The organism is Paraburkholderia phenazinium, from assembly GCF_900100735.1.
Taxonomy (GTDB): domain Bacteria; phylum Pseudomonadota; class Gammaproteobacteria; order Burkholderiales; family Burkholderiaceae; genus Paraburkholderia; species Paraburkholderia phenazinia.
This window is the reverse complement of sequence record NZ_FNCJ01000013.1, coordinates 56,527-80,496: the sequence shown is the minus strand read 5'-3', so window position 1 is coordinate 80,496 and position 23,970 is coordinate 56,527. Positions and strand designations below refer to the sequence as shown.

Below are 23,970 nucleotides of genomic sequence, written 5' to 3'. Positions count from 1 at the left end.
GCGCTAGCGGCGGCAAGAGGAATCGGTCGGCGGCCCGTTTGACCGGAATGACCGGCAGGCAGGCGCGCCACGGCTGCAAGTTTACCGAAAGTCCCGCCCGAAGATACCGGAGATTGCGGCGAGGCCGGCGGCAGTCGGGCACCGATTCTTCTAGAATCGGGGGGAAGGGCCTGTGCGGGCCGCCGCAGACCAGCGCGAGCATGGTCGCAACACCGCAACATCAAAAGGACAAAGACATGGACATGGGAATCGCAGGACGCACCGCGCTGGTTTGCGCGGCCAGCAAGGGTTTGGGCCGCGGTTGCGCGGAGGCATTGGCCGCGGAGGGCGTGAATCTGGTGATCGTCGCCCGCACGGCTGAGACGCTCGAGGCGACTGCCGCCGCGATCCGCGCGCAAAGCGGCGTCGAGGTCAAGACGGTTGCCTGCGACATCACCACGCCTGAAGGCCGCGCGGCGGCGCTCGCCGCCTGTCCGCAGCCGGATATCCTCGTGAACAACGCGGGTGGGCCGCCGCCGGGTGATTTCCGCAACTTCACCCATGACGACTGGATCCGCGCCCTCGAAGCCAACATGCTGACGCCGATCGAGCTAATCCGCTCGACCATCGACCATATGAGCGCACAAGGCTTTGGCCGGATCGTCAATATCACCAGTTCAGCGGTGAAAGCGCCGATCGACGTGCTGGGCCTCTCGAACGGCGCGCGTTCGGGGCTGACCGGCTTTGTCGCGGGCCTCGCCCGCAAGGTGGCGCGCGACGGCGTGACGGTCAACAACCTGCTGCCCGGACTGTTCGACACCGACCGCATCGCCGTCACCTTCGACGCTCAGGCCAAGGCGCAACACATCTCCGTCGAGGAAGCCCGCAAGCTGCGCACGGCGACGATTCCGGCGGGCCGCCTGGGCAACCGCGATGAGTTCGGCCGGGCCTGCGCGTTTCTGTGCAGCGTGCATGCTGGATACATCACCGGGCAGAACTGGCTGATCGACGGCGGCACTTATCCGGGAACGTTTTGATCGCATACGTTCTGAGCGGGCGCCATCCGGCCACGGCATCATCCCCATAACCACAACAACACCCCAAGCATCTGGAGTCTTACGTCAATGACCACCCGCATCGCGCTGATTGCGCACGACCATAAGAAAGACGCCATCGTCGAGCTGGCCGGCGAGTACGTCGACACGCTCAGGCGTTGCGACATCGTCGCCACCGGCACGACCGGCTCGCGGATTGCAGAAGCGCATGGGCTGAATGTCGAAAGAATGCTCTCCGGCCCGCACGGCGGCGACCTGCAGATCGGCGCCCAACTCGCTGAGGGGCACGTCGATATGGTGATCTTCCTGCGCGACCCGATGACGCCGCAGCCACACGAACCGGACATCAACGCACTGGTGCGCGCCTGCGACGTCCATAACGTGCCGTGCGCGACCAACATCTCGACCGCGCGGATGATTCTTGATGTGCTGGCGCTGCGGCTCGCGGAGAAAGTCTGAGCGGGCTGTGCGCGGCGCTGCGGGCAAAACATTCACGCAATAACGAGGGAGGAGACAATGATGGTCAAGGCAATTCGTTACGATAAGACCGGCGGTCCCGAAGTGATGAAGTGGGTCGACGTCGAAGTAGGCGAGCCCGGCAACGGCGAGATCCGTCTCAAGCAGCACGCGGTGGGGCTGAACTACATCGACGTTTATTTCCGCACCGGCTTGTACTCGCAGCCGCTGCCGGGCGGACTGGGGATGGAGGGCGCTGGCGAGGTCACGGCGGTGGGCGCGGGTGTAACTGGCCTGCAGGTTGGCGATCGCGTCGCCTATGTGGCGCGCCCGCCCGGCGCCTATGCCCAGGAACGCCTGCTGCAGGCCGTCCAGGCCGTCAAGCTGCCCGCTGCGCTGAGCTACGAAGACGCCGCTTCAGTGATGCTGCAAGGGTTGACCGCGCAGTATCTGCTGCGCCGGACGTACCGGGTGAAAGCCGGCGACACGATCCTGATCCAGGCCGCAGCCGGCGGCGTCGGCCTGCTGGTGTGTCAGTGGGCCAAAGCGCTCGGCGCGACGGTGATCGGCACGGTCGGTTCGGACGACAAGGCGGCAATCGCCAAGGCGCACGGCTGCGACCATGCGATCGTCTACACCCGCGAGAACTTCACCAGGCGCGTGCGTGAGATCACCAATGGCGCGGGCGTGCCGGTGGTGTACGACTCGATCGGCAAAGATACCTTTACGGCCTCGCTCGACTGCCTTGCGCCGCTCGGCATGTTCGTGAGCTTCGGCAACGCGTCGGGCCCGCTGCCGCCGATCGACTCCTCGGAGTTCGCCGGACGCGGCTCGCTGTTCTTTACCCGGCCGACGCTGTTTACCTATATCGCCAAACGCAGCGACTACGAAGCGATGGCGGCCGAACTGTTCGATGTGCTGGTGTCGGGCAAGGTCAAGACCAGCGTCAACCAGCGCTACGCGCTCGCGGATGTAGCCAAAGCGCATACCGAACTCGAAGCACGCCGCACCACGGGTTCGACGGTCCTGTTACCGTAACCGTGCAATCACGAGGCATAACCGCCCAATAGCTGAGCAATAAAGGCACGCCAGGCGGGCATATAAAAATTCCGCGCTGCAGCAGGGCCGGCGCGATTCCCCCTCGATTCCCGCAACGCCAGCTCCGACAGGCCTGAGGCCGTTCCGCACCAGCCGGAACGGCCTTTTTTGTTTACGCGTTTTTTATACCGCTACCACTACCTTTGACCAGGCCTTTACGCACTTCGGCATAACGTTCTACCCATCCAAAGTCCGCTACTGGAGAACACAAAATGGATGTGGTGTACGTCGGGGGGATAGTGCTATTCGCAGCGCTGACCTTTGCTTTGATTGCCGGCTGCGAGAAGTTGATGCAGTTCCGGCGTGGCCAGGGAGCACGCTCATGACCTGGATTCTGTGGTTATCGGGCGCGGCCACCGCGCTGCTGTTCGCTTACCTGGTCTATGCGCTGCTGCGCGCGGAGGACATTGAATGAACTCCAACAATGTCCTGCAAACGGTCATTTATGTGGTCGTGCTGCTTGCACTTGCCGTGCCGGTCTCGCGCTATATCACGCGCGTGATGGATGGCACCTCTCGAGTGATCCGCTTCGGCGGTCCGCTCGAGCGCTTGCTGTATCGCATCGCGGGCGTCGATTCATCGGCCGAGATGGGCTGGAAGCACTACGCGATCGCTACGATCGCGCTGAACGTGCTCGGCACGCTGTTCCTGTACCTGCTGCTGCGTATTCAAGGCTGGCTGCCGGGCAATCCGCAGCAATTCGGTCCGATGTCGGTGGACAGCGCCTTCAATACTGCTGTGAGCTTCGTGACCAACACGAACTGGCAGGATTACACGCCTGAACAGACCACCGGCTATCTGGCGCAGATGCTCGGCTTCACGGTGCAGAACTTCCTGTCCGCAGCTACCGCCATCGCAGTCGTGATCGCCTTGATCCGTGGTTTTGCACGCCATTCGGCGCAAACCATCGGTAACTTCTGGGTCGACATTACGCGTGCGACGCTGTATGTGCTGGTGCCGATGGCCGCCATCATCGCTGCGTTGCTGATGAGCCAGGGCGTGATCCAGAACTTCAAGTCGTATCAGGACGTGCCGACGCTGCAAACCACGACCTATGCGGCGCCGAAGCTCGATGCGCAAGGCAACCCGGTGAAGGACGCGAAGGGCAATGCGGTGACGGTCGACACCAAGGTGACGACGCAGACCATCGCGATGGGACCGGTGGCGTCGCAAGAAGCGATCAAGATGCTCGGCACCAACGGTGGCGGCTTCTTCAACGCTAACTCGGCACACCCGTACGAGAACCCGACGCCGTTCAGCAACTTCCTGCAGATTCTCTCGATCCTGATCATCCCGGCTTCGTTGTGCCTGGTGTTCGGTCGGATGATCGCGGACCGCAAGCAGGGTATCGCCGTCCTCGCCGTGATGACGATTGCGTTCACCGCTTGTGTGGTGGGCGAAATCAGCGCGGAGCAGGCCGGCAATCCGACCTTGACCTCGCTGAACGTCGACCAGTCCGCTAGCGCGCTGCAGTCGGGCGGCAACATGGAAGGCAAGGAAACCCGTTTCGGCATCGCGCAGACCGGCATCTTCACGGTCGCCACCACGGCGGCATCGTGCGGTGCGGTCGATGCAATGCACGACTCGCTGACCCCGCTCGGCGGCCTGTATCCGATGCTGCTGATCCAGCTGGGCGAAGTGATCTTCGGCGGCGTGGGCTCCGGTATGTACGGCATGCTCGTGTTCGCTCTGCTCGCGGTGTTCGTCGCCGGCCTGATGATCGGCCGCACGCCTGAATATGTCGGCAAGAAGATCGAAGCGTATGAGATGAAGATGGTGTCGATCGTCGTGCTGCTCACGCCGATGCTGGTGCTGGTGGGTACCTCGATTGCGGTGCTGACCGATGCGGGCAAGGCGGGTATCGCCAACCCAGGTGCGCACGGCTTCTCGGAAATTCTCTACGCGTTCAGCTCGGCTGCGAACAACAACGGTAGCGCGTTTGCCGGCCTGACGGTGAGCACGCCGTTCTACAACTGGTTGACCGGCATTGCGATGTGGTTTGGCCGCTTCGGCACGATCGTGCCGGTGCTGGCGATCGCCGGCTCGCTGGCAGGCAAGAAGCGCCTGGCCGTCACCGGTGGCACGTTGCCTACGCATGGTCCGCTGTTTGTGGTGTTGCTGCTCGGCACCGTGCTGCTCGTCGGCGCACTGACTTATGTGCCCGCGCTCGCTCTCGGCCCCGGCGTCGAACATCTGATGATGATCGCCGGCCACTAAAACGGGCAAAACGGGAAAAACGAGGATTCAATGACTGAACATAATGCAACGCGGTCCATGTTCGATCCGACGCTAGTGCGTCCGGCGATCGTGGACTCATTCAAGAAACTCACGCCACGCACGCAGTTCCGTAACCCGGTGATGTTCTGCGTGTACGTCGGCAGCATCCTGACGACGATCCTCTGGATCGCCGCGCTGGGCGGCCAGGCCGAAGCGCCTGCGGGGTTCATCCTCGCGGTCACGCTGTGGCTGTGGTTCACGGTGCTGTTCGCCAACTTCGCGGAAGCGCTCGCTGAAGGCCGTTCCAAGGCCCAGGCGGCGTCGCTGCGCAGTGCGAAGAAAGACGTGATGGCCAAGAAGCTCAACGAACCGCATCCGAAGGCGCCGATCCGCATCATGACGGCGACGGATCTGCGCAAGGGTGACGTCGTGCTGGTGGAAACCGGAGACGTGATCCCGGCTGACGGCGAAGTGATCGATGGCGTCGCGTCGGTGGACGAATCGGCCATCACCGGCGAATCCGCACCGGTGATCCGCGAATCGGGCGGCGACTTCTCGTCGGTGACGGGCGGCACGCGGGTGCTGTCGGACTGGATCGTCGTGCGCGTCACGGCCAATCCGGGCGAAGCCTTCCTCGACCGCATGATCGCGATGGTCGAAGGCGCGAAGCGTCAAAAGACGCCGAACGAAATCGCCCTGACGATTCTGCTGGTCGCGCTGACCATCGTCATGTTGCTCGCTACCGCGACGCTGCTGCCGTTCTCGATGTTCTCGGTCGAAGCGGCCAAGGCCGGCCACGTGGTGACGATCACCGCGCTGGTGGCACTGCTGGTGTGCCTGATTCCTACCACCATCGGCGGCCTGCTGTCGGCCATCGGCGTGGCGGGGATGAGCCGCATGATGCAGGCGAACGTGATTGCGACCTCGGGCCGTGCCGTGGAAGCTGCGGGTGACGTCGACGTGCTGCTGCTCGACAAGACCGGCACGATCACGCTCGGCAACCGTCAGGCTTCGACCTTCGTGCCGGCGCCGGGTGTGACCGAAGAAACGCTCGCTGACGCTGCGCAACTGTCGTCGCTGTCGGACGAAACGCCGGAAGGCCGCAGCATCGTGGTGCTCGCCAAGCAGCGCTTCAACATCCGCGCTCGCGACATGGCGTCGTTGCACGCTGTGTTCCTCGCCTTTACCGCGCAAACGCGGATGAGCGGTGTGGACCTCCCGGGTCGTGAGATCCGCAAGGGCGCAGCCGATGCGGTCAAGAACTACGTCGAAGCGAACGGCGGCCGTTATCCGGCTGAAGTGAACAACGCCGTCGCTGAAGTGGCACGCCGCGGCAGCACGCCGCTGGTGGTGGCCGAGAAGGGCGAGCAGGGCGCACGCGTGCTTGGCGTGATCGAGTTGAAGGACATCGTCAAGGGCGGCATCAAGGAGCGTTTCGCCGAACTGCGCAAGATGGGTATCAAGACCATCATGGTGACGGGCGATAACCGCCTCACCGCTGCCGCGATTGCTGCGGAAGCCGGTGTGGACGACTTCCTCGCGGAAGCGACTCCGGAAGCCAAGCTGTCGACGATCCGCGCGCACCAGGCCGAAGGCCGTCTGGTGGCGATGACCGGTGACGGTACTAACGACGCTCCGGCGCTGGCGCAAGCCGACGTGGCAGTGGCGATGAACACCGGCACCCAGGCAGCGAAAGAAGCCGGCAACATGGTCGACCTCGATTCGAATCCGACCAAGCTGATCGAGATCGTCGAAATCGGCAAGCAGATGCTGATGACGCGCGGCTCGCTGACGACCTTCTCGATTGCCAACGACGTCGCCAAGTACTTCGCGATCATCCCGGCGGCATTCGCTACAACGTATCCGGCGCTGAACGCGCTGAACGTGATGCATCTGGCGACGCCGGCTTCCGCAATCATGTCGGCGGTGATCTTCAACGCACTGATCATCGTGCTGCTGATTCCGCTGGCACTGAAGGGTGTGAAGTACCGGCCGCTGGGCGCCTCGATCCTGCTGCGCCGCAATCTGCTGGTGTATGGCCTGGGCGGGATCATCGTGCCGTTTATCGGCATCAAGCTGATCGACATGGTGCTGGCCGCGTTCGGCTGGGTTTAACAGGGTGCGTCCGGCAGCGTTGTCTGCCGGACGCGTCTAAAAGGATTGCCAATCATGAAACTTTTTCGTCCGCTTATCGTGATCTTTGCCGTACTGTCGGCAATCACGGGACTCGCTTATCCGGCCGTGATGACCGCCATTGGCCAGACCGCATTCCACGACGAGGCCAACGGCAGCATCATCGAACAGAACGGCAAGGTAGTCGGCTCGAAGCTGATCGGCCAGCAGTTCGACGCGCCGCAGTACTTCTGGGGCCGCTTGTCGGCTACCAGCCCGATGCCGTATAACGCGGCCAACTCGGGTGGCTCGAACCTCGGCCCGACCAACCCGGCGCTGGCCGATGAGATCAAAGGCCGTCTCGATGCGTTGAAGGCAGCCGGCACCGATATGTCGAAGCCGGTGCCGGTCGATCTCGTGACGTCGTCAGCGAGCGGCCTCGATCCGGAAATCACCCCGGCTGCGGCGGCTTACCAGATCGACCGCGTTGCGAAGGCGCGCAAGATGTCGCCGAACGACGTGCAGGCGCTGGTCGACCGTTACACGAGCGGCCGTCAGTTCGGCGTGCTTGGCGAAGCGCGTGTCAACGTGCTGCAACTGAATCTCGCACTCGACGCCGCGCATCAAGGCTAAGAGAGTGAGGGAGGACAAGGACGGCGCCCGGGGTGGCGCCGTCTTTGCCATTTGTGGCGCGGTGTTTCGTGGCTGCACTTTGTGGCCGCCATTTGCGGGGGCCGGCCTTCCGGGGGTCGCCGTTTGCGGTGAAGTCACTACCGTGCCACCATGTACCTGATGCAGCCTCTTGGTCCCATTGAGGCTGGCATCGAACAGAACTTAAATCAGAACGCATGAACCGACCCGATCCAGACGAGTTGCTCGACAAGCTGCAACGCGACGAAGAAAAGCGCCAGCGCGGCAAGCTGAAGATATTCTTCGGCGCGTCGGCCGGAGTGGGCAAGACGTACGCGATGCTGCAGGCCGCCAAGCGGCGCGGCGACGAAGGTGTGGATGTGGTGGTCGGGATTGCCGAGACCCATGGCCGCGGCGAAACCGCGGCGCTGCTCGAAGGTCTCGATGTCCTGCCGCTCGCGCATTTCGAATACCGTGGCCGCAAGCTCGCCGAGTTCGATCTCGACGCCGCGCTGGCCCGCAAGCCACAACTGATCCTCGTCGACGAACTCGCGCATTCGAACGTGCAGGGCGCACGCCATCTGAAGCGCTGGCAGGACGTCTACGAGCTGCTCGATGCGGGCATCGACGTCTACACCACGGTCAACGTCCAGCACCTCGAAAGCCTCAACGACGTGGTCGGCCAGATCACCGGCATCCGCGTGTGGGAGACCGTCCCGGACCGCGTGTTCGATCGCGCCGACGAAGTGACGCTGGTCGACTTGCCGGCCGAGGAACTGCTCGACCGCATGCGCGACGGCAAGGTCTACATGGCGCAGCAGGCCGAGCGTGCGGTACGCAACTTCTTTCGCAAGGGCAACCTGATCGCGCTGCGCGAGCTGGCGTTGCGCCGCACCGCCGACCGCGTCGATGCACAGATGCGCGAGTACCGCGCCGACCGTTCGATCCAGCGTATCTGGCAGGCACGCGAACGCTTGCTGGTGTGCGTCGGGCCGGGTCCGGAAGCGCCGGTCCTGGTGCGCGCGGCCGCTCGCCTTGCCGCCAGTCTCAAAGCCGACTGGCTCGCGGTGTATGTCGAAACACCAAAACTGCAACGCCTGCCCGACGCGCGTCGCGAACGTACGCTGAACGCGCTGCGGCTCGCAGCCGAACTCGGCGCGGAAACGGCCACGCTGGCCGGCACTGACGCTGTCGCAGCCCTGATCGGCTATGCGCGGGTGCGTAACGTCTCGAAGCTGGTGGCGGGTGCTTCGGCGCGCACCGGCGTCGGGCGCTGGCTGCGCCGCCCGCTCGGCGACCGCATCGCCGAACGCGCGGGCGACCTCGATCTGACCTTGATTCGCGCGACCTCGGAGCGCGACGGCCTCGAGCGCCGCACCACTCTCGACGAGGGCGTGAACGCCTGGCGCGAGGCATTGACCGCGGCGCGCGAGCGCCGCTCGCCGCCGGGCGCCTACGGCTGGGCGCTGACCATTTGCCTCGGCATCACGGTGGTGGCCAGCCAGTTGTTCGCCCATATCGACCTGACCAACCTGGTGATGCTGTACCTGCTCGGCGTGATTTTCACCGCCGTGAAGCTGGGCCGCGGGCCGGGGGTGGTGCAGTCGTTTGTCAGCGTGGCGGCCTTCGATTACTTCTTCGTGCCGCCGCGCATGTCGTTCTCGGTCTCGGACACACAGTATCTGTTGACCTTCTTCAGCATGCTGCTCACGTCGCTGGTGATCAGCCATCTGACCTCGAGCCTGCGCCGCGAGGCCAGCGTGGCGCGGCGCCGCGAACAGCGTACCGGCGCAATGTATGCGATGGCGCGCGAACTGGCCGCGGCGTTGACGATGGAACAGATCGTCGGCATCGGCAGCCGTCACGTGAGCGAGGTGTTCGGCGCGCGCGTGGCGATCCTGCTGCCAGACAGCGCGGATCAGGTGAAGCAGAAAATCGAAGACCCCGACGCGGCGATTACGCTGGAAGGCGAAGCGCTCGATATCGACGTGGGGCAGTGGGTGTACGACCAGCAGAAGCCGGCCGGTCATGGCACCGACACGCTGCCTGCCGCTGCGGCACTGTATCTGCCGCTGAAGGCGCCGATGCGCACGCGCGGCGTGCTGGCAGTGGTGATGCGCGATGAACGCGAACTCGCCGTGCCCGAGCAGCAGCGTATGCTCGACGCGTTTGCCGCGCAGATTGCGCTCGCCGTGGAGCGCGTCCACTACGTCGACATCGCGCGCGACGCACTCGTCAACATGGAGTCGGAGCGCTTGCGCAATTCGCTGCTGTCGGCGATTTCGCACGACCTGCGCACGCCGCTCACGACGATCGTCGGCTTCTCGTCGATGCTCGCGCAGACTCGCGAAGGCCAGGCAGTCAAGCAGCCTGGCGACGATCTGGTCGAGGCGATCCACGAAGAGGCGCTGCGCATGACCGGCATCGTCACCAATCTGCTCGACATGGCGCGCTTGCAAGCCGGCGGCCTGCAACTGAACCGCCAGTGGTCGCTGCTGGAAGAGACGGTGGGTGCTGCGCTGCGAGCCTGCCGCCGTGTGCTGGCTGATCACCCGGTGCAGGTGAAATTGCCCTCCGATCTGCCGCTGCTGCAACTCGACGCGGTGCTGATGGAGCGGCTTTTCTCGAACCTGTTCGAGAACGCGGCCAAGTACACGCCGGCCGATACGCCGCTCACGATCGGTGCGGATGTGATCGACGAGGACGGCAAGCCGTTCGTCCGCGTCACCGTCGACGATACCGGTCCGGGGCTGCCCGTCGGCATGGAGGCGCGGGTGTTCGAGAAATTTACCCGCGGCGAGAAAGAGTCGGCCAAACCGGGTATCGGTTTGGGCCTGGCGATTTGCCGCGCCATTGTCGAAGCGCATGGCGGTACTATCGGCGCACTGAACCGGATGTCGCGCGACGGCCGTGTCGAGGGCGCGCGCTTCTGGTTCAACTTGCCGGTAGAAACCCCGCCGCCCGCGCCGGAAGCGCTCGACGACGATTCAGAGATTAACGAAGCAGACGACGCCCTGTCGCGCGGTCAGCATGAAGCGCGTGCCATCGCTGCTCCCGTCGCTGCGCCGGATAACCCGGACGCCGCGTTGTCGTCCAGCGTAAGCCCTGAGCCGTCGCCCGAATCGTCCCCTGAGTTGTCATCTGATTTGTCACCTGTGTTGCCACCTAAGCTGACATCTGAGTTGTCACCCGAGTTGTCCCCTAAGCAGACATCGAAGCCCACCCATGAGTGACCCGAGCATTACCGTCGTCCTGATCGAAGACGAAAAACAGATTCGCCGTTTCGTGCGTGCCTCGCTGGAAGGCGAGGGCATCGTCGTCCACGACGCCGAGACCGGCAAGCAGGGGCTCGTCGAAGCCGCCACGCGCAAACCCGACCTCGTGATCGTCGATCTGGGCCTGCCCGACACCGACGGCCTCGACGTGATCCGCGAACTACGTGGCTGGAGCGACCTGCCGGTGATCGTGTTGTCGGCGCGCACCCAGGAGGCCGAGAAGGTGGCCGCGCTCGACGCCGGCGCCGACGACTACCTGACCAAGCCGTTCGGCGTGTCGGAACTGATGGCGCGGATTCGCGCCCACATGCGCCGCCGCAACCAGGGCGGCGCCAACGAATCGCCACAGGTCCACTTCGGTGCAGTGACGGTCGATCTGGCGCTGCGCCAGGTGAGCCGCGATGGCGCGCCGGTCCACCTCACACCGATCGAGTACCGGCTGCTGGCCACCCTCGTGCGGCATGCGGGCCGCGTGCTGACGCACCGCCAGTTGCTGCGCGACGTGTGGGGACCGTCGCATGTGGAGAGCCACCACTACCTGCGCATCTACATGGCGCATTTGCGGCAGAAGCTGGAACGCGATCCGGCGCAGCCGGAACATATCGTCACCGAAACGGGGGTCGGATACCGGCTCGTCGGGGCGGCGTGAGGATCCTCCAATCTTGATATAATTACAGAACGTAAGGACAACCTTGCGCATTCAGATCGAACGGGGACGGCCCCATCTAACCCATGGAGTCGTCTTATGTCCTGGATTCTTCTGCTGATTGCCGGTTTGCTCGAAGTCGCGTGGGCGGCCGGTCTCAAGACCTCCGAAGGCTTTACCCGCCTGTGGCCCTCCGTGTTCACCGTGGTGACCGCGCTCGGCAGTTTCGTGCTGCTTGCCATGGCTATGCGCCAGTTGCCGCTCGGCACCGCCTATGCGGTATGGACCGGGATCGGCGCGGTGGGCGCGTTTATTTTTGGCATCGTCATAATGGGTGAAGCGTTGACGGTGGCGCGGGTAGCGAGCGCGGCGCTGATCGTAGTCGGCCTGATCGGACTGAAACTCTCCTCCGGCCATTGATGCGGCGCTGAGGCGGCCATTCTTCTGCACCTGCAGCGCCCCGCAGTGCGCAGCACGCCATGGCGGGTTTCCGTAACCGGCTTCCGGGCGGCCCAAGTGGCTAGCGCATGTCAGTGTTAGCCACTATTACAACCACAAATTGCAGTCCGCTCTGCGGTCTGCGAATTAACGTGGCTATAATGAAGTCGATCTCAATTTGAACTTGTCCCGCGTCCGGCTTGGCGCGGGTCTGGCGGCTTCGGCGCGGAGGCGTTCCGCTGCCCGGAGCGCGCGGCACGCGCAGCGCGCCTGGAGGCGGCCATGCTTGAATCACTTTCGCTCGCAGCGGGCCTGTCTTGGGGCAGTGGCCTGCGCCTCTATCTCACGGTCCTGGTAGCCGGCGTGTTTGCGCGGCTCGGCCTGATCCACCTGCCCGACACCTTGTCCGCGCTCGCTTCGCCGTGGGTAATCGGGGTCGCCGGCGTGCTGACGGTCACCGAGTTTCTGGCCGACAAGATCCCCGCGTTCGATTCGCTGTGGGACGCCATCCATACCTTTATTCGCATTCCGGCCGGCGCGGTGCTGGCCGCCGGTGCGCTCGGCCATGCCGATCCGGCGCTCCTGACCGTGGCCGCGCTGGCAGGCGGCACGCTCGCCGGCACCGCGCACCTGGCCAAGGCCGGCACGCGCGCACTCATCAATCTCTCGCCTGAACCGGTGTCGAATGTTGTGACTTCGACCGCCGAGGATGGGCTTGTGTTCGGCGGTCTGCTGCTGGCGCTTTTCGTACCCGTATTGTTCCTGCTGCTGTTGATCGGCTTTCTGATGCTGGCGAGCTGGGCGCTGCCGCGTCTGTGGCGCGGCGTGCAGGGCGGCTTTCGCGGCATGGCCACGCACATGGTGTCGCGCCTCGTCAGGAGCCGGCACGATTGAGCGATCAGGCACGGGTTTCGCCGGCGCCGGCCGTGCCGGTTGTGCGGGGCGCGCCGATGCGGCGTTTTAGCTGGGCCGATCTGGTGCGCCAGGCGGCGCGCATGGCCGAGCGCGACTGGCGTGCCGGCGAACTGACGATGCTGCTGCTCGCGCTGGTGCTGGCAGTGGCGGCCCTCTCAAGCGTCGGTTTCCTCGCCGACCGTTTGCATCAGGGGCTCGAGCGCGACGCCCGGCGCATGATCGGCGCCGATTTCATCGTGCGCGCCGACCACCCCGTCGATCCGCAATTCACGGCCGAAGCCAAAGCGCTCGGTCTGCGGATGGCGACCACCACCATCTTCCCCAGCATGATCAGTACGATGGGCGCCCAGCCGGTTTCGCGGCTGGCGGCGCTCAAGGCGGTGTCGCTGGCGTATCCGCTGCGTGGCGCCTTACGCATCACGACGGCGCCCGGCGCTCCCGATCATCCGGCCCAAGGCATTCCCGCACCCGGCACGGTCTGGGTGGATCAGGCGCTGCTCGATGCGCTGAAAGTGCATGTCGGCGATAGCGTGAAAGTCGGCAGCCGCAGCTTTACGATCGGCGCGATCATCACGCGCGAACTGGACCGCGGCTTCGGCTTCGTCAATTTCTCGCCGCGCTTGATGTTGCGTGAGGACGAAGTGGCGTCGACCGGACTGATCGTGTTCGGCAGCCGCGTCACCTATCGATTGCTGGTGGCCGGTGCTCAGGCGCCGGTGGAGAAATTCGCCGCCTTTGCGCATGCCCGCGTCGACGACGGCAAGATGCGCGGGGTCGCACTCGAATCGCTGAAGGACGGCCAGCCGCAGGTGCGCGAAACGCTCGATCGGGCAGGGCATTTTCTGACGCTCGTTTCACTGCTGACAGCGATGCTGGCGGCCGTGGCGATTGCGATGGCGGCACACCGCTACATGCGCCGGCATCTGGATGGCTGTGCCGTGATGCGCTGTCTGGGCGTCAGCCAGCGCACGCTGCGCTCGCTGTTCCTGCTGGAGTTCATTGGCCTCGGTCTGATTGGCGGGGCGGTCGGCGTGCTGCTTGGCTATGCCGGACATCTGGCCTTGCTGAGCTGGCTCGGCAGCCTGATCGACGTGGTGCTGCCGTACCCCACGGCGTGGCCCGCACTCGAAGGCATCGCGGCGGGGTTGGTGTTGCTGCTGGGGTTCGCGTTGCCGCCGCTGCTGCCCTTGACGCGGGTGCCGCCGGTGCGCGTGCTGCGCCGCGAGTGGGGCGAGGAAGCGCGCACCGCCTGGGCCGCCTACGCACTGGGGATCGCGCTGTTCGCGGGGCTTCTGATCGTGGCGGCCGGCGAGTTGAAACTGGGTGGGATCGTGGCCGGCGGTTTTGCCGGCGGCATGCTGGTGTTCGCTGCGCTCGCCCGGGTCGCATTGTGGGGCGGCTCGCGCATCGTGCGCAGCGAGCGCTTCAATCTGGGCATCGGCTGGCGCTACGCGCTGGCTTCGCTCGAGCGGCGCAGCAGCGCGAGCGCGTTGCAGATCACCGCGCTCGGGATCGGTCTGATGTGCCTGTTGCTGATCGCGATGACCCGCAACGATCTGGTAGCCGGCTGGCGCAAATCGACGCCGCCCGATGCGCCGAATCAGTTCATCATCGACATCCAGCCCGATCAGCGCGCGGGCGTCATGCAGTACCTCACGAGCCACGGCGTGCCTGATGTCGCGCTCGCGCCGATGGTGCGCGGCCGCCTCATCTCGATCAACGGCAAACCGGTCAATCCGGACCAGTACAAGAGCGACGACGCGAAACGCCTCGTCGACCGCGAATTCAACCTGTCCTATACGACGAGCCTGCCCGACGACAACCGCATCGTCGCGGGCAACTGGTACGGCGACACGAAGACGCCGCAGATCTCGATCGAGGAAGGCCTCGCCAAACTGGTTCACGTGAAGCCCGGCGACACGCTGCGCTTCGACGTGACGGGCTTGCAGATCGATGCACCTGTGACGAGCGTGCGCAAGCTCGACTGGGGCTCGTTCAAGGTCAACTTTTTCGTGCTGATGCCGCCCGCCGCGCTGCAGGATTTCCCGGCCAGCTTTATCACGAGTTTCCATTTGCCGCCGGAGAAGAGCGTGACCATCGATGGCCTGATCGCCGCTTATCCGAACCTCACAGTGATCGACGTCGGCCCGATTCTCGCGCAGATGCAACGCATGCTGGAGCAGGTGATCGGCGCGGTGCAGTTCCTGTTTGCCTTCACGCTCGCGGCCGGTGTGCTGGTGCTGTACGCGGCGCTCGCCGGCACGCGTGACGAGCGTATGCGAGAATCCGCGCTGCTGCGCGCGCTCGGCGCCTCGCACCAGCAGGTGCGTGCCGTGCAGGTGGCGGAGTTCGTCGCGGTGGGGGCGCTGGCTGGGCTGATGGCGGCGGTGGGTGCGCAGGTGATCGGCTGGCAGCTTGCCACGCGGGTGTTTTTCTTCTACCTGAACTTCGATCCGTGGCTGCTGCCGGCGGGTATCGCGGCAGGCATTGCCTGTGCGGGTGTGGGCGGCTGGCTGAGCCTGCGTCATGTGCTGGCGCGGCCCGCGCTGCAGTCGCTGCGCGACGCTTGAGCGATACCACAGCATTCCTTTTTCGATTCCTTTTGCAGGTTGCAGTTGACCGTATGACCGATCCAATCGACGAAGCGCCGGCCCAACCGACGGCCTTCGAACTGGTGGGCGGCGAGGCGCGCGTGCGCGAACTCATCGACCGTTTCTATGACCTGATGGACCTCGAGCCCGAATTCGCAGGCATCCGCGCCCTGCATCCGCCGAGCCTCGAGGGCTCTCGCGACAAATTCTTCTGGTTCCTGTGCGGCTGGCTAGGCGGACCGGACCACTACATCAGCCGCTTTGGCCATCCGCGTCTGCGTGCGCGGCATCTGCCGTTTGCGATTGCGTCGAGTGAGCGCGACCAGTGGCTGCGCTGCATGGCGTGGGCGATGGAAGACGTGGGTCTTGCGGAGCCGCTGCGCGAACGCCTGCTGCACTCGTTCTTCGACACAGCTGACTGGATGCGCAACCGGCCGGGTTGACGGGGGCGGCGGGCCGGGATCCGCAGCCCGTGGAGGCGTCCGACTGGCCCGGCGAATCGACCAGTACAGTGACGCTGACGGCGTGTCCGATTGGCTGTTTGGCCAGCTTCCTCGCGGCTTATCGGGTCGGCATAATGACCTTTTGCAGCAATACCGGAAAGAGGTCCGAACCATGACTACGCGTGCACTTTTCCGTGACGACGCATACCTGACGCAGTGCGAAGCGACGCTCACCGCGATCGACGAGCAGGGCATCCATCTCGACCAGACCGTGTTCTATCCGCTCGGCGGCGGTCAGGCCGGCGATAGCGGCGTGCTGACGTTGGCGGACGGCACCCGCGTCGAGATCGCGGATACACGCAAGGCGAAATTCGAGGGCGCGACGCCCGACGATGCGGTGCACGTCCCTGCGCCTGGGCAAGAAGCGCTGCTCGCGGGTCTTGCGGCGGGTATGCGCGTCACGGCGCAGATCGACTGGGCGCGCCGCTATCGCCATATGCGCCTGCATACGGCCAGTCATCTGATGTGCGCAGTGCTGCCGTATCCGGTAGACGGCTGCAGCATCACCAGTGACTATGCGCGGCTCGACTTCGCGACGGTTGAGCCGATCGAGCGAGAGCAGGTCGATGCGCGGCTCGCGGAACTGGTCGGCGGGGCGCATGGCGTCATCACTGAATGGATTACCGACGCGCAAATGGCGGAGCGTCCCGAGCTTGTCCGCACAATGAGCGTGAAGCCACCGATGGGGCTCGGCTGCGTGCGTCTGTTGCGCATCGAAGGCATCGATTTACAGCCGTGCGGCGGCACCCATGTGCGCAATACGCGAGAAATCGGCGCTGTGCGTGTCGGTAAGCTCGAGAAAAAGAGCGCCCGTACGCGCCGGCTGGTGCTTGAGTTCGCATGAGCGGCTTATCCGGTCCCGCGGCCTACGACGTGGCGGAAGACTACGCCGCACTCGACGCGCTCGCCCGGGCGGTGCTCGACTGCTGGTTCGGGACGCCCGGTTCGGCAACCTATGGGCACGACAGAAAGGCGTGGTTCGCGCGCGATGCCGCGTTCGACGCCATGTTGCACGAGCGCTTCGGCGTGCTGCACGCGGCGGCGCTGCAGGGTGATCTGGACGCGTGGACCTGCACACCGCTTGGGGCGCTGGCGCTCGTCATCGTGCTCGACCAGTTTTCGCGCAATCTCTATCGTGGGACCGCGCGCGCGTTTGCGGCAGATGGGCAAGCATTGAGGATTACCAGGCAAATGGTTGAAACTGGCGCCGACCTGTTGTTGCCGGATCTGTTTCATCGTGCTTTCGCGTATCTGCCGTTCGAGCACGACGAAACGGCGGCTAGCCAGCATGAGGCAGTGCGCCTGTTCAAACCGTTCGAGGCGGAGCCGGCGGGTGCGAGTTACTACCGTTCGGCGTTAAGACATGCAGGGGTGATCGAGCGGTTCGGGCGGTTTCCGCATCGCAACGTGTTGCTCGGCCGGCCGTCCACGGAAGAAGAGTTGGTGTTCCTGCGCAAACCAGGCTCGTCGTTCTGAACCAGGGGGCGCGGCGTGTTGCTGTGCCTGCCAGACCCGACGGCGCGTTTCCTCTTATTGGTCCGCGTCGTGCGTCACCGGCGCAAACTCCCTTAGCGACCCATGCAACCGGCGCCGCCGCTTAGCGCCCGCCGCTCACATCGAGCAGTGCGCCGTTCACATACGACGCTGCATCGCTCAGCAGCCAAACGATGCTTTCCGCGACTTCCTCGGCGCTGCCGGGGCGGCCCAGTGGCGTCTGCGAACCGAGTACCGCCGCGCGCTCGGGACGGCCGCCGCTCGCGTGAATCTCAGTGTCGATCAGCCCTGGCCGCACGGCGTTGACCCGCACGCCTTGCGGACCGAGCTCCTTGGCAAGACCAATGGTCAGGGTATCGATGGCGCCTTTCGACCCGGCGTAGTCGACATATTCGTTGGGCGAGCCGAGGCGCGAGGCCGCCGACGAAACATTGACGATCGCGCCGCCTTCGCCGCCACGGTCTTTCGACATGCGCCGCGCGGCTTCGCGGGCGCACAGATAGGCGCCGAGCACGTTGACGTCGAACAGGCGCTTCAGGCGCGCGGCGTCCATGTCGGCGAGCTGCATCGACGGGGCGACGATGCCGGCGTTGTTCACCAGCGCATCGAGCCGCCCGAAGGCATGCTGGACGGCGTCGAACATGGCGATCACGTCCGCTTCCTGTGCCACGTCGCCCCGGATTACCCGGGCATGACCGCCAGCGCGTCCCACTTCGGCGGCGGTTTCCTGCGCAGCGGCTTCGTTGTGCGCGTAGTTCACGCCGACCGACCAGCCGTGTGCGCCCAGCAAACGCGCCGTCGCGCGGCCGATGCCGCGGCTTGCGCCCGTGATCAGAACGACTTTTGTCATGGTTGCCTTCGGTCATGCAGCCCGCTGCGTAGCGTCGGGCTGTACTAGACGATACCGAGCCGATCCAGCGCCGTGCTCAAACCACGTCGCGGCTACCGGCCCACTTGTCTTTCGGCGGCGGCTGGTAGCCCCGCAGTTTGGCGATCAGGCCCGCCGGATCGGCATCGACCTGCAGGATGTCGAAATAGGTCCGGCGCATGAAGCCTTCCTGCACCGTATGTTCGAGCATCGCGATCAGCGGATCGTAGTAGCCGTCGATGTTGAGGAGCGCCACCGGTTTCTGGTGATAGCCGAGTTGCGCCCACGTGTAGACCTCGAACAGCTCTTCGAGCGTGCCGGCGCCGCCGGGCATGGCGACGAACGCGTCCGAGAGGTCCGCCATCATCTTCTTGCGCTGGTGCATGTCGGGCACGACGTGCAATTCGGTCAGGCCGTTGTGGCCGACTTCCTTGTTGACGAGCAACTCGGGAATCACGCCAATCGCACGGCCGCCTGCGGCCATCACCTCGTCGGCGATCACGCCCATCAGGCCCACCTTGCCGCCGCCATAGACGAGCGCCAGGCCGGCGTCGACCAGAGCGCGGCCGAAGCCGCGTGCGGCCTCGGCGTAAAGCGGTTTGGCCCCGTCGGAGGAGCCGCAGTACACACACACCGACTTCATGTTCAAACGTCCTTCGGTTCGTTGCGAGGCGCAGCGCCTTCCTTGGGCGGCAGGTAGTCGTAGAACTCGCGCTTGGGCAGCTTGCCCGAAATGAGGTCGTCGAAGAGCTGCCGCGAGCGGCCGCGCAGATACGGCGCCATCAGCGAAACGATCTGCACGCTGACCTGATGCAGTTCGGCGCGGATTGCTTCCTGTTCGTTGTACTTGCGCGGATTCATCACGAACTGGTACGACAGCCAGTACGTGCCGATCACCCCGACGTTGGTCGCAATCACATGCAACTCGTCGGGGGTCGCCACCATTTCGCCGTCCGCGACCAGTTGCTCGCAGAACTGGCTCGCAAAGCGCACCTTGTGGCTGATGATCTGCTTGAAGTGCGTCTCCAGCGTGCGGTTACGCGCCAGCAGATCGTTCAGGTCGCGGTACAGGAAGCGGTAGCGCCACGTGAAATCGACCATGTACTGCAAGTAGGACCACATCTCGTCGATCGTCGCGCGGTGATCGTCCGGAAAGCGCAGACGCTTTTCGATCTCCTGCTCGAACTGGCTGAAGATGCTGTTGATGATGTCGTCTTTGTTGCGGAAGTGGTAGTACAGGTTGCCCGGACTGATTTCCATTTCCTCGGCGATCGTCGTTGTCGTGACGTTCGGCTCGCCGATCTCGTTGAATAGCTTCAACGACAGTTCGAGAATCCGTTCGCGGGTGCGGCGGGGAGGTTTGGCTTCCATGTCGTCCGGCCCTGAGAGCGCCGGGTTGGCCGCGCGACTGCGTGGTCCACCCTGACGCGGTTGGTATGTGAGTGTGCCGGCCGATTATAAACCGACCGTTCTCATATCAAGGTCGAACTCAGGGTTTTCACGCCGTGGGGCTTGTTTGTACCCTTTATGTGGCGCTTACCTGTACGTATAAGCGTGCCGCAAGCACTACAGCCACGCTTTAATCCAATGCACCACAAGAGGGCCGACAATCAGCGCCCACGTCATCACGCACATGCCCAAGGCCACCATCACGGCGGCGCTGCCGAGATCCTTGGCACGCCGCGACAATTCGTGCCGCTCGAGCGAGATGCGGTCAATCGCGGCCTCGACGCTCGAATTTAACAATTCTACGATCAGCACCAGCAGCACCGAGCCGAGCAGCAGCACGCGCCCGACCGGATCGACCGGCACGATCACCCCGCACGGCACGAGGATCGCCGCGAGCGTCAGCTCCTGGCGGAACGCGCTTTCCTCGCGGATCGCGACCTGAAAACCCGCCAGCGAGTTTTTCATCGCGTGCCACGCGCGCGTGACGCCACGATTGCCCTTATAGGGATTGAACGGCAGCGGGGCGAGGGGATCGTCCGGGCCGAGCGGTTCGTGGGCGTCGGCGTGTTGAGCCGGGTCCGCGCGGGTATCGGCCGAGGCCGAACCCGAACCCGGCTGCGGATTGTGCGGCAGCGGCCGGGGCCGCCGCGCGTCGTCGAGCGTGCCGTCCGCCGCGGTTGGCGCGCTGGGTTCGTGCACGTCGTCGAACGGCTCGATGCCGGTCGCTTCGGTGTCGACGGAACGCAGCGCGCGCTGGGGCGTGCGCCGGACGCTGGAGGCTCTTGCTCGCATGGGCTGCTTGGCGGGGCGGGTTAGGCGGCCGCGCTCTCCTCGCGGAACGAGGGCCGCGGCAGCGGTTTCAGGTGGGTGGCAAACTGCTCGGAGGCGGCTTTCCACGAGAAGCGCTCAGCCCATGCACGTGCATGGTCGCGGTCGATCTTCAGCGCTTCGAGGCAGGCTTCGCGCAGGTCTTCGTGCATCGCGCCAGCGCCGCCGTCGCCCAGCACGTCGATCGGGCCGGTGACCGGATACGCCGCGACCGGCGTGCCGCAGGCAAGCGCTTCGAGCAGCACGAGGCCGAAGGTATCGGTGCGGCTCGGGAACACGAACACGTCAGCGGCGGCATACACCTTGGCGAGTTCGGCCTGGGTCAGCACGCCCAGATAGTTCGCCTGCGGATAGCGCGACTTCAGCTCGGCAAGCGCCGGGCCTTCGCCTGCGACCCATTTCGAACCGGGCAGATCGAGCTTGAGAAACGCTTCGACGTTCTTTTCGACCGCCACGCGCCCGACGTACAGGAAGATCGGCCGCGCCGTATTGAGTACCTTGGAATCCATCTGGTGGAAGATATCAAGGTCGACACCGCGCGTCCATAGCACCACGTTCGTGAAGCCGAACTTCTCGAGGTCGGCCTTGACGACCGGTGTCGGCGCCATCACCGCCAGCGATGCCTTGTGGAACCAGTGCAGAAACTTGTAGGTGGCGGCGAGCGGAATGCCGAAACGCGCCTGCACGTATTCCGGAAAGCGCGTGTGATAGGCGGTCGTGAACGGCAGCTTGTGCTGGATCGCGTAGGCGCGCGCTGCCATGCCGAGCGGGCCTTCGGTGGCAATGTGCAGGGCGTCCGGCGCGAATGCGTCGATGCGCTCGCGAAGCTTGCGCTTCGGGAACAGCGAGAGGCGGATCTCGGGGTAGGTCGGGCAGGGGATCGTCTTGAATTCGAGCGGCGTCAAGAGATCGACGCGGTGGCCAAGTGCGGCGAGCTCGCGGGTCGTATTCTTCAGCGTGCGTACCACGCCGTTGACCTGCGGCTCCCATGCGTCGGTGACGATCATGATCTTCATCGGTGTTGGCCCAATAGAAGTTAAAAAGGACTACGCGGTCGCCCGGGCCTTTTGCGCGCTGACCTCGGGCGCACGCATCACGGTCCAGTAAATCACCTTGAGTTCACCTTCGAAGGTCTCGACGAGCGCCGACAGGCTTTCGACCCAGTCGCCGTCGTTGCAATACAGCACGCCGTCGATGTCGCGAATCTCGGCCTTGTGGATATGGCCGCAGACCACACCGTCGCAACCGCGGCGGCGCGCTTCATCGGTCATCACGCGTTCGAACGACGAGATGAAGTTCACCGCGTTCTTCACCTGATGCTTCAGGTACTGCGACAGCGACCAGTACTGGAAGCCGAGGCGGCTGCGGATGCGGTTGAACCAGCGGTTCAGCACGAGGATCAGCGTGTAGAGCGTGTCGCCGAGGTAGGCGAGCCACTTGGCGTGCTGGATCACGCCGTCGAACAGGTCGCCGTGCACGATCCACAGGCGCTTGCCGGCGAGGGTGGTGTGAAACGCCTCGCCGCGTACGTGGATGTCGCCGAAGGCGAGGTCGCAGAACTGGCGTGCCGCTTCGTCGTGGTTGCCGGGGATATACACCACCTGGGTGCCCTTGCGGGCCTTGCGCAGAATCTTCTGCACCACGTCGTTGTGGGCCTGCGGCCAGTACCAGCCTTTCTTCAACTGCCAGCCGTCGATGATGTCGCCGACCAGGTACAGATATTCCGAGTCGTTGTGGCGCAGAAAGTCGAGCAGGTACGACGCCTGGCAGCCGCTCGAACCCAGATGGATATCCGACAGCCAGATCGTGCGGTAGCGGTGCGGCTCCTCATGGTCGTCGTCGTGACGGCCGGGTTGCGGCTCCGAGGAGAGTGGCGGCAGTGGCAGCGGCAGGCCGGCGCCGAAGGAGGCAGAGTCCGGCCGGAAAGCGACGGGGTCGACGCTCGGGCCAGTCTGGCGGAACAAGGAAGTCGCGGACGTGTTGGGGTCCATGGCTCACGCGTCGAGTTGCAGTGCCCGTATTGCGCCATCCGCACGTGACTGTGCCGTGACAGTCATGAGAAGTTCTTATTACGCGGAAGGGGAGGCGACGGCGACGATGCGGGTGCCGGCGAGCCGGTCATGCAGGAACTGGCGATTGGCGCCGAGGCGCCCCGTGGCGGCCCATAGCACGAACCAGATGGCCGCCAGCACGAGCGTGTGCGGGAGCGACAGGCCGAAGAGGGGATGCAGCGCCAGCGGCGGCAGGAACCACAGCCATGCCAGCACGTAGCGCACGATCGCCCGTGGCGCCGAGAGCGGCGAGCCGTCTGCGGCGACCACCCGCAGCCGCCAGGTTTTCATCGGCAGGGTCTGACCACTGTGGGTCCAAAACCACACAAAGTACAGACCGACCACGAAACCGATCCAGCCGGCCAGCAGGTTGTGATGCGTCAGGCCATTGCGTTGCTGAGTGAGCGTGCTGAACAGATAGCCGGCGAGGAACACCACACCGAACAGGATCACAGCTTCGTAGAGCATCGTCGCGAGCCGGCGGCGCACCGAAGGCGTGGCCGGGGGCACTGGAGCGGACGGTATGGGCGTGGTGGGCGAAGGAGGCACGGTGGGCGCGGAGGGCACGATGGGAGGACGGCGGGCCGGGCGCGCCGTGCTTACGAACCGTTGTAAAGCGACGGGGCTTCGCGCGGCGAGACCGGCACCGGCGTGGCGGGGGCAAAGCTGCCGGCGGCGGGAATTGCCGGCCCGACCGGCACCGCTGCCCCGCTGCCCGATGCGGCGGCCGTGGCGACCACGCCGCTCGCCGTATGCTCGCGCTCGTTGACGAGGCGTTCGATATCCTTCAGCTCGCTTTTGCCCGACGGCGGTGCGCTGACAACCGTAGGCCGGCGCTTGCGCTCGCTCGCGGCGAGCCGCTCCTTCTGTTCGGGCGGCAGTTGCTGGTAGGCCTTCCATGCTTTTTCGCGGGCTTCGCGCGGCAGCTCTTTCGAGACCTGATAGTTTTCGCGCGCGACGCGGCGCTGATCAGGCGTGAGGCGGACCCACTCGGTCATGCGCTCTTGCAGGCCCTTTTGTTGTTCAGGCGTCAACTTCGAATAACGTGAGGCGATCTTGATCCATTTGCGCTTACGTTCGTCGCTGAAGGTGTCCCAGACAGTGGCGAACGGAGCGAGTGCAAGACGCTCGGCGTCGGTGAGCCGTGTCCAGGACAAGGGGCTCGCGCTGGGCAGGCCCGGTAGATCGACGCCCAAGGCCGGCGCGGCGGCCTTGGCAGGCACGCCGGCACTGCCGGGCGCCGCGACCGTCGGGGCGCTCGGGTAGAAGCGTGGATAGGTTGCAGCAAAGGACACCAGGGCCGCGATTGCGCACCCGAAAACAACGGCGAGGCCGCGCTTATAGCTCACCCGTAGAGTCTCCCGC

General features: G+C 64.8%; 24 protein-coding genes. 16 read left to right on the top strand and 8 right to left on the bottom strand.

Features of this window, described 5'->3' with window-relative positions; genetic code table 11:
- Positions 1-236 precede the first annotated feature (236 nt).
- The 16 genes from BLQ92_RS25575 (at position 237) to BLQ92_RS25500 (ending at position 17,391) form a co-directional block, all read left to right on the top strand.
- Complete coding sequence (locus BLQ92_RS25575; protein WP_090688100.1) at positions 237-1,016, top strand: SDR family oxidoreductase; 780 nt, start codon at positions 237-239, stop codon at positions 1,014-1,016.
- An 87-nt stretch (positions 1,017-1,103) separates the two neighbouring features.
- The gene (locus tag BLQ92_RS25570; RefSeq protein ID WP_090688096.1) at positions 1,104-1,493 is read left to right on the top strand and encodes a methylglyoxal synthase; all 390 of its coding nucleotides are present in this window, start codon (positions 1,104-1,106) and stop codon (positions 1,491-1,493) included.
- A gap of 60 nt (positions 1,494-1,553) precedes the next feature.
- Positions 1,554-2,528: a quinone oxidoreductase family protein gene (locus tag BLQ92_RS25565; protein WP_090688093.1), complete on the top strand. Its 975-nt coding sequence runs from the start codon at positions 1,554-1,556 to the stop codon at positions 2,526-2,528.
- Positions 2,529-2,800: 272 nt separating this feature from the next.
- Positions 2,801-2,914: a potassium ABC transporter ATPase gene (locus BLQ92_RS40770; protein ID WP_090688089.1), complete on the top strand. Its 114-nt coding sequence runs from the start codon at positions 2,801-2,803 to the stop codon at positions 2,912-2,914.
- Positions 2,911-3,003, top strand: a complete 93-nt coding sequence (gene kdpF, locus BLQ92_RS25555) for a K(+)-transporting ATPase subunit F (protein ID WP_063495262.1) — start codon at positions 2,911-2,913, stop codon at positions 3,001-3,003. The genes BLQ92_RS40770 and kdpF overlap by 4 nt, the downstream gene beginning before the upstream one ends.
- Positions 3,000-4,805: a potassium-transporting ATPase subunit KdpA gene (kdpA, locus tag BLQ92_RS25550; RefSeq protein ID WP_090688086.1), complete on the top strand. Its 1,806-nt coding sequence runs from the start codon at positions 3,000-3,002 to the stop codon at positions 4,803-4,805. The genes kdpF and kdpA overlap by 4 nt, the downstream gene beginning before the upstream one ends.
- 30 nt (positions 4,806-4,835) lie before the next feature.
- Positions 4,836-6,920 carry a potassium-transporting ATPase subunit KdpB gene (gene kdpB, locus BLQ92_RS25545; protein WP_090688080.1) on the top strand — a complete coding sequence of 695 codons (2,085 nt, stop codon included), beginning with the start codon at positions 4,836-4,838 and terminating at the stop codon, positions 6,918-6,920.
- A 51-nt stretch (positions 6,921-6,971) separates the two neighbouring features.
- Complete coding sequence (gene kdpC / locus BLQ92_RS25540) at positions 6,972-7,550, top strand: potassium-transporting ATPase subunit KdpC (protein WP_090688534.1); 579 nt, start codon at positions 6,972-6,974, stop codon at positions 7,548-7,550.
- Between the two features lie 215 nt (positions 7,551-7,765).
- Positions 7,766-10,780 (top strand): DUF4118 domain-containing protein, encoded by a 3,015-nt coding sequence (locus tag BLQ92_RS25535; protein WP_244106300.1) that lies wholly within the window; start codon positions 7,766-7,768, stop codon positions 10,778-10,780.
- The gene (gene kdpE, locus BLQ92_RS25530; protein WP_090688078.1) at positions 10,773-11,471 is read left to right on the top strand and encodes a two-component system response regulator KdpE; all 699 of its coding nucleotides are present in this window, start codon (positions 10,773-10,775) and stop codon (positions 11,469-11,471) included. Before BLQ92_RS25535 ends, kdpE begins: the two co-directional genes overlap by 8 nt.
- Before the next feature lie 96 nt (positions 11,472-11,567).
- Entirely contained in the window at positions 11,568-11,888 is a 321-nt protein-coding gene (sugE, locus tag BLQ92_RS25525; RefSeq protein WP_090688075.1) for a quaternary ammonium compound efflux SMR transporter SugE, read from the top strand.
- Positions 11,889-12,188: 300 nt separating this feature from the next.
- On the top strand, positions 12,189-12,800 hold the full coding sequence (locus BLQ92_RS25520) for a DUF4126 domain-containing protein (protein WP_090688072.1): 612 nt from the start codon (positions 12,189-12,191) through the stop codon (positions 12,798-12,800).
- Positions 12,801-12,856: 56 nt separating this feature from the next.
- Positions 12,857-15,391, top strand: a complete 2,535-nt coding sequence (locus tag BLQ92_RS25515) for an ABC transporter permease (RefSeq protein ID WP_175772607.1) — start codon at positions 12,857-12,859, stop codon at positions 15,389-15,391.
- A 53-nt stretch (positions 15,392-15,444) separates the two neighbouring features.
- Entirely contained in the window at positions 15,445-15,855 is a 411-nt protein-coding gene (locus BLQ92_RS25510) for a group II truncated hemoglobin (protein ID WP_090688069.1), read from the top strand.
- A 172-nt stretch (positions 15,856-16,027) separates the two neighbouring features.
- Positions 16,028-16,759 carry an alanyl-tRNA editing protein gene (locus BLQ92_RS25505; protein ID WP_090688066.1) on the top strand — a complete coding sequence of 244 codons (732 nt, stop codon included), beginning with the start codon at positions 16,028-16,030 and terminating at the stop codon, positions 16,757-16,759.
- Complete coding sequence (locus tag BLQ92_RS25500; RefSeq protein WP_090688063.1) at positions 16,756-17,391, top strand: DUF924 family protein; 636 nt, start codon at positions 16,756-16,758, stop codon at positions 17,389-17,391. Before BLQ92_RS25505 ends, BLQ92_RS25500 begins: the two co-directional genes overlap by 4 nt.
- Positions 17,392-17,512: 121 nt before the next feature.
- On the opposite strand, the gene BLQ92_RS25495 is transcribed toward BLQ92_RS25500, so the two are convergent.
- The 8 genes from BLQ92_RS25495 to BLQ92_RS25460 all read right to left on the bottom strand — a co-directional run bounded on the left by BLQ92_RS25495 (position 17,513) and on the right by BLQ92_RS25460 (position 23,954).
- Positions 17,513-18,259 carry an SDR family oxidoreductase gene (locus tag BLQ92_RS25495; protein ID WP_090688061.1) on the bottom strand — a complete coding sequence of 249 codons (747 nt, stop codon included), beginning with the start codon at positions 18,257-18,259 and terminating at the stop codon, positions 17,513-17,515.
- 76 nt (positions 18,260-18,335) lie between these two features.
- A complete protein-coding gene (locus tag BLQ92_RS25490) occupies positions 18,336-18,920 on the bottom strand; it encodes an LOG family protein (RefSeq protein WP_090688058.1) in 585 nt (194 codons plus the stop codon).
- Positions 18,921-18,922: 2 nt separating this feature from the next.
- Positions 18,923-19,648, bottom strand: a complete 726-nt coding sequence (locus tag BLQ92_RS25485; RefSeq protein ID WP_090688054.1) for a TetR/AcrR family transcriptional regulator — start codon at positions 19,646-19,648, stop codon at positions 18,923-18,925.
- Positions 19,649-19,843: 195 nt separating this feature from the next.
- Positions 19,844-20,518, bottom strand: a complete 675-nt coding sequence (locus tag BLQ92_RS25480; protein ID WP_090688051.1) for a diacylglycerol kinase — start codon at positions 20,516-20,518, stop codon at positions 19,844-19,846.
- A 20-nt stretch (positions 20,519-20,538) separates the two neighbouring features.
- Positions 20,539-21,570 (bottom strand): glycosyltransferase family 4 protein, encoded by a 1,032-nt coding sequence (locus BLQ92_RS25475; protein WP_090688048.1) that lies wholly within the window; start codon positions 21,568-21,570, stop codon positions 20,539-20,541.
- A gap of 30 nt (positions 21,571-21,600) precedes the next feature.
- A complete protein-coding gene (locus tag BLQ92_RS25470) occupies positions 21,601-22,545 on the bottom strand; it encodes a UDP-2,3-diacylglucosamine diphosphatase (protein ID WP_090688045.1) in 945 nt (314 codons plus the stop codon).
- Positions 22,546-22,623: 78 nt separating this feature from the next.
- Positions 22,624-23,154, bottom strand: a complete 531-nt coding sequence (locus BLQ92_RS25465) for an RDD family protein (protein ID WP_244106299.1) — start codon at positions 23,152-23,154, stop codon at positions 22,624-22,626.
- A 50-nt stretch (positions 23,155-23,204) separates the two neighbouring features.
- Complete coding sequence (locus BLQ92_RS25460; protein WP_090688040.1) at positions 23,205-23,954, bottom strand: DUF3106 domain-containing protein; 750 nt, start codon at positions 23,952-23,954, stop codon at positions 23,205-23,207.
- Positions 23,955-23,970: the final 16 nt, after the last annotated feature.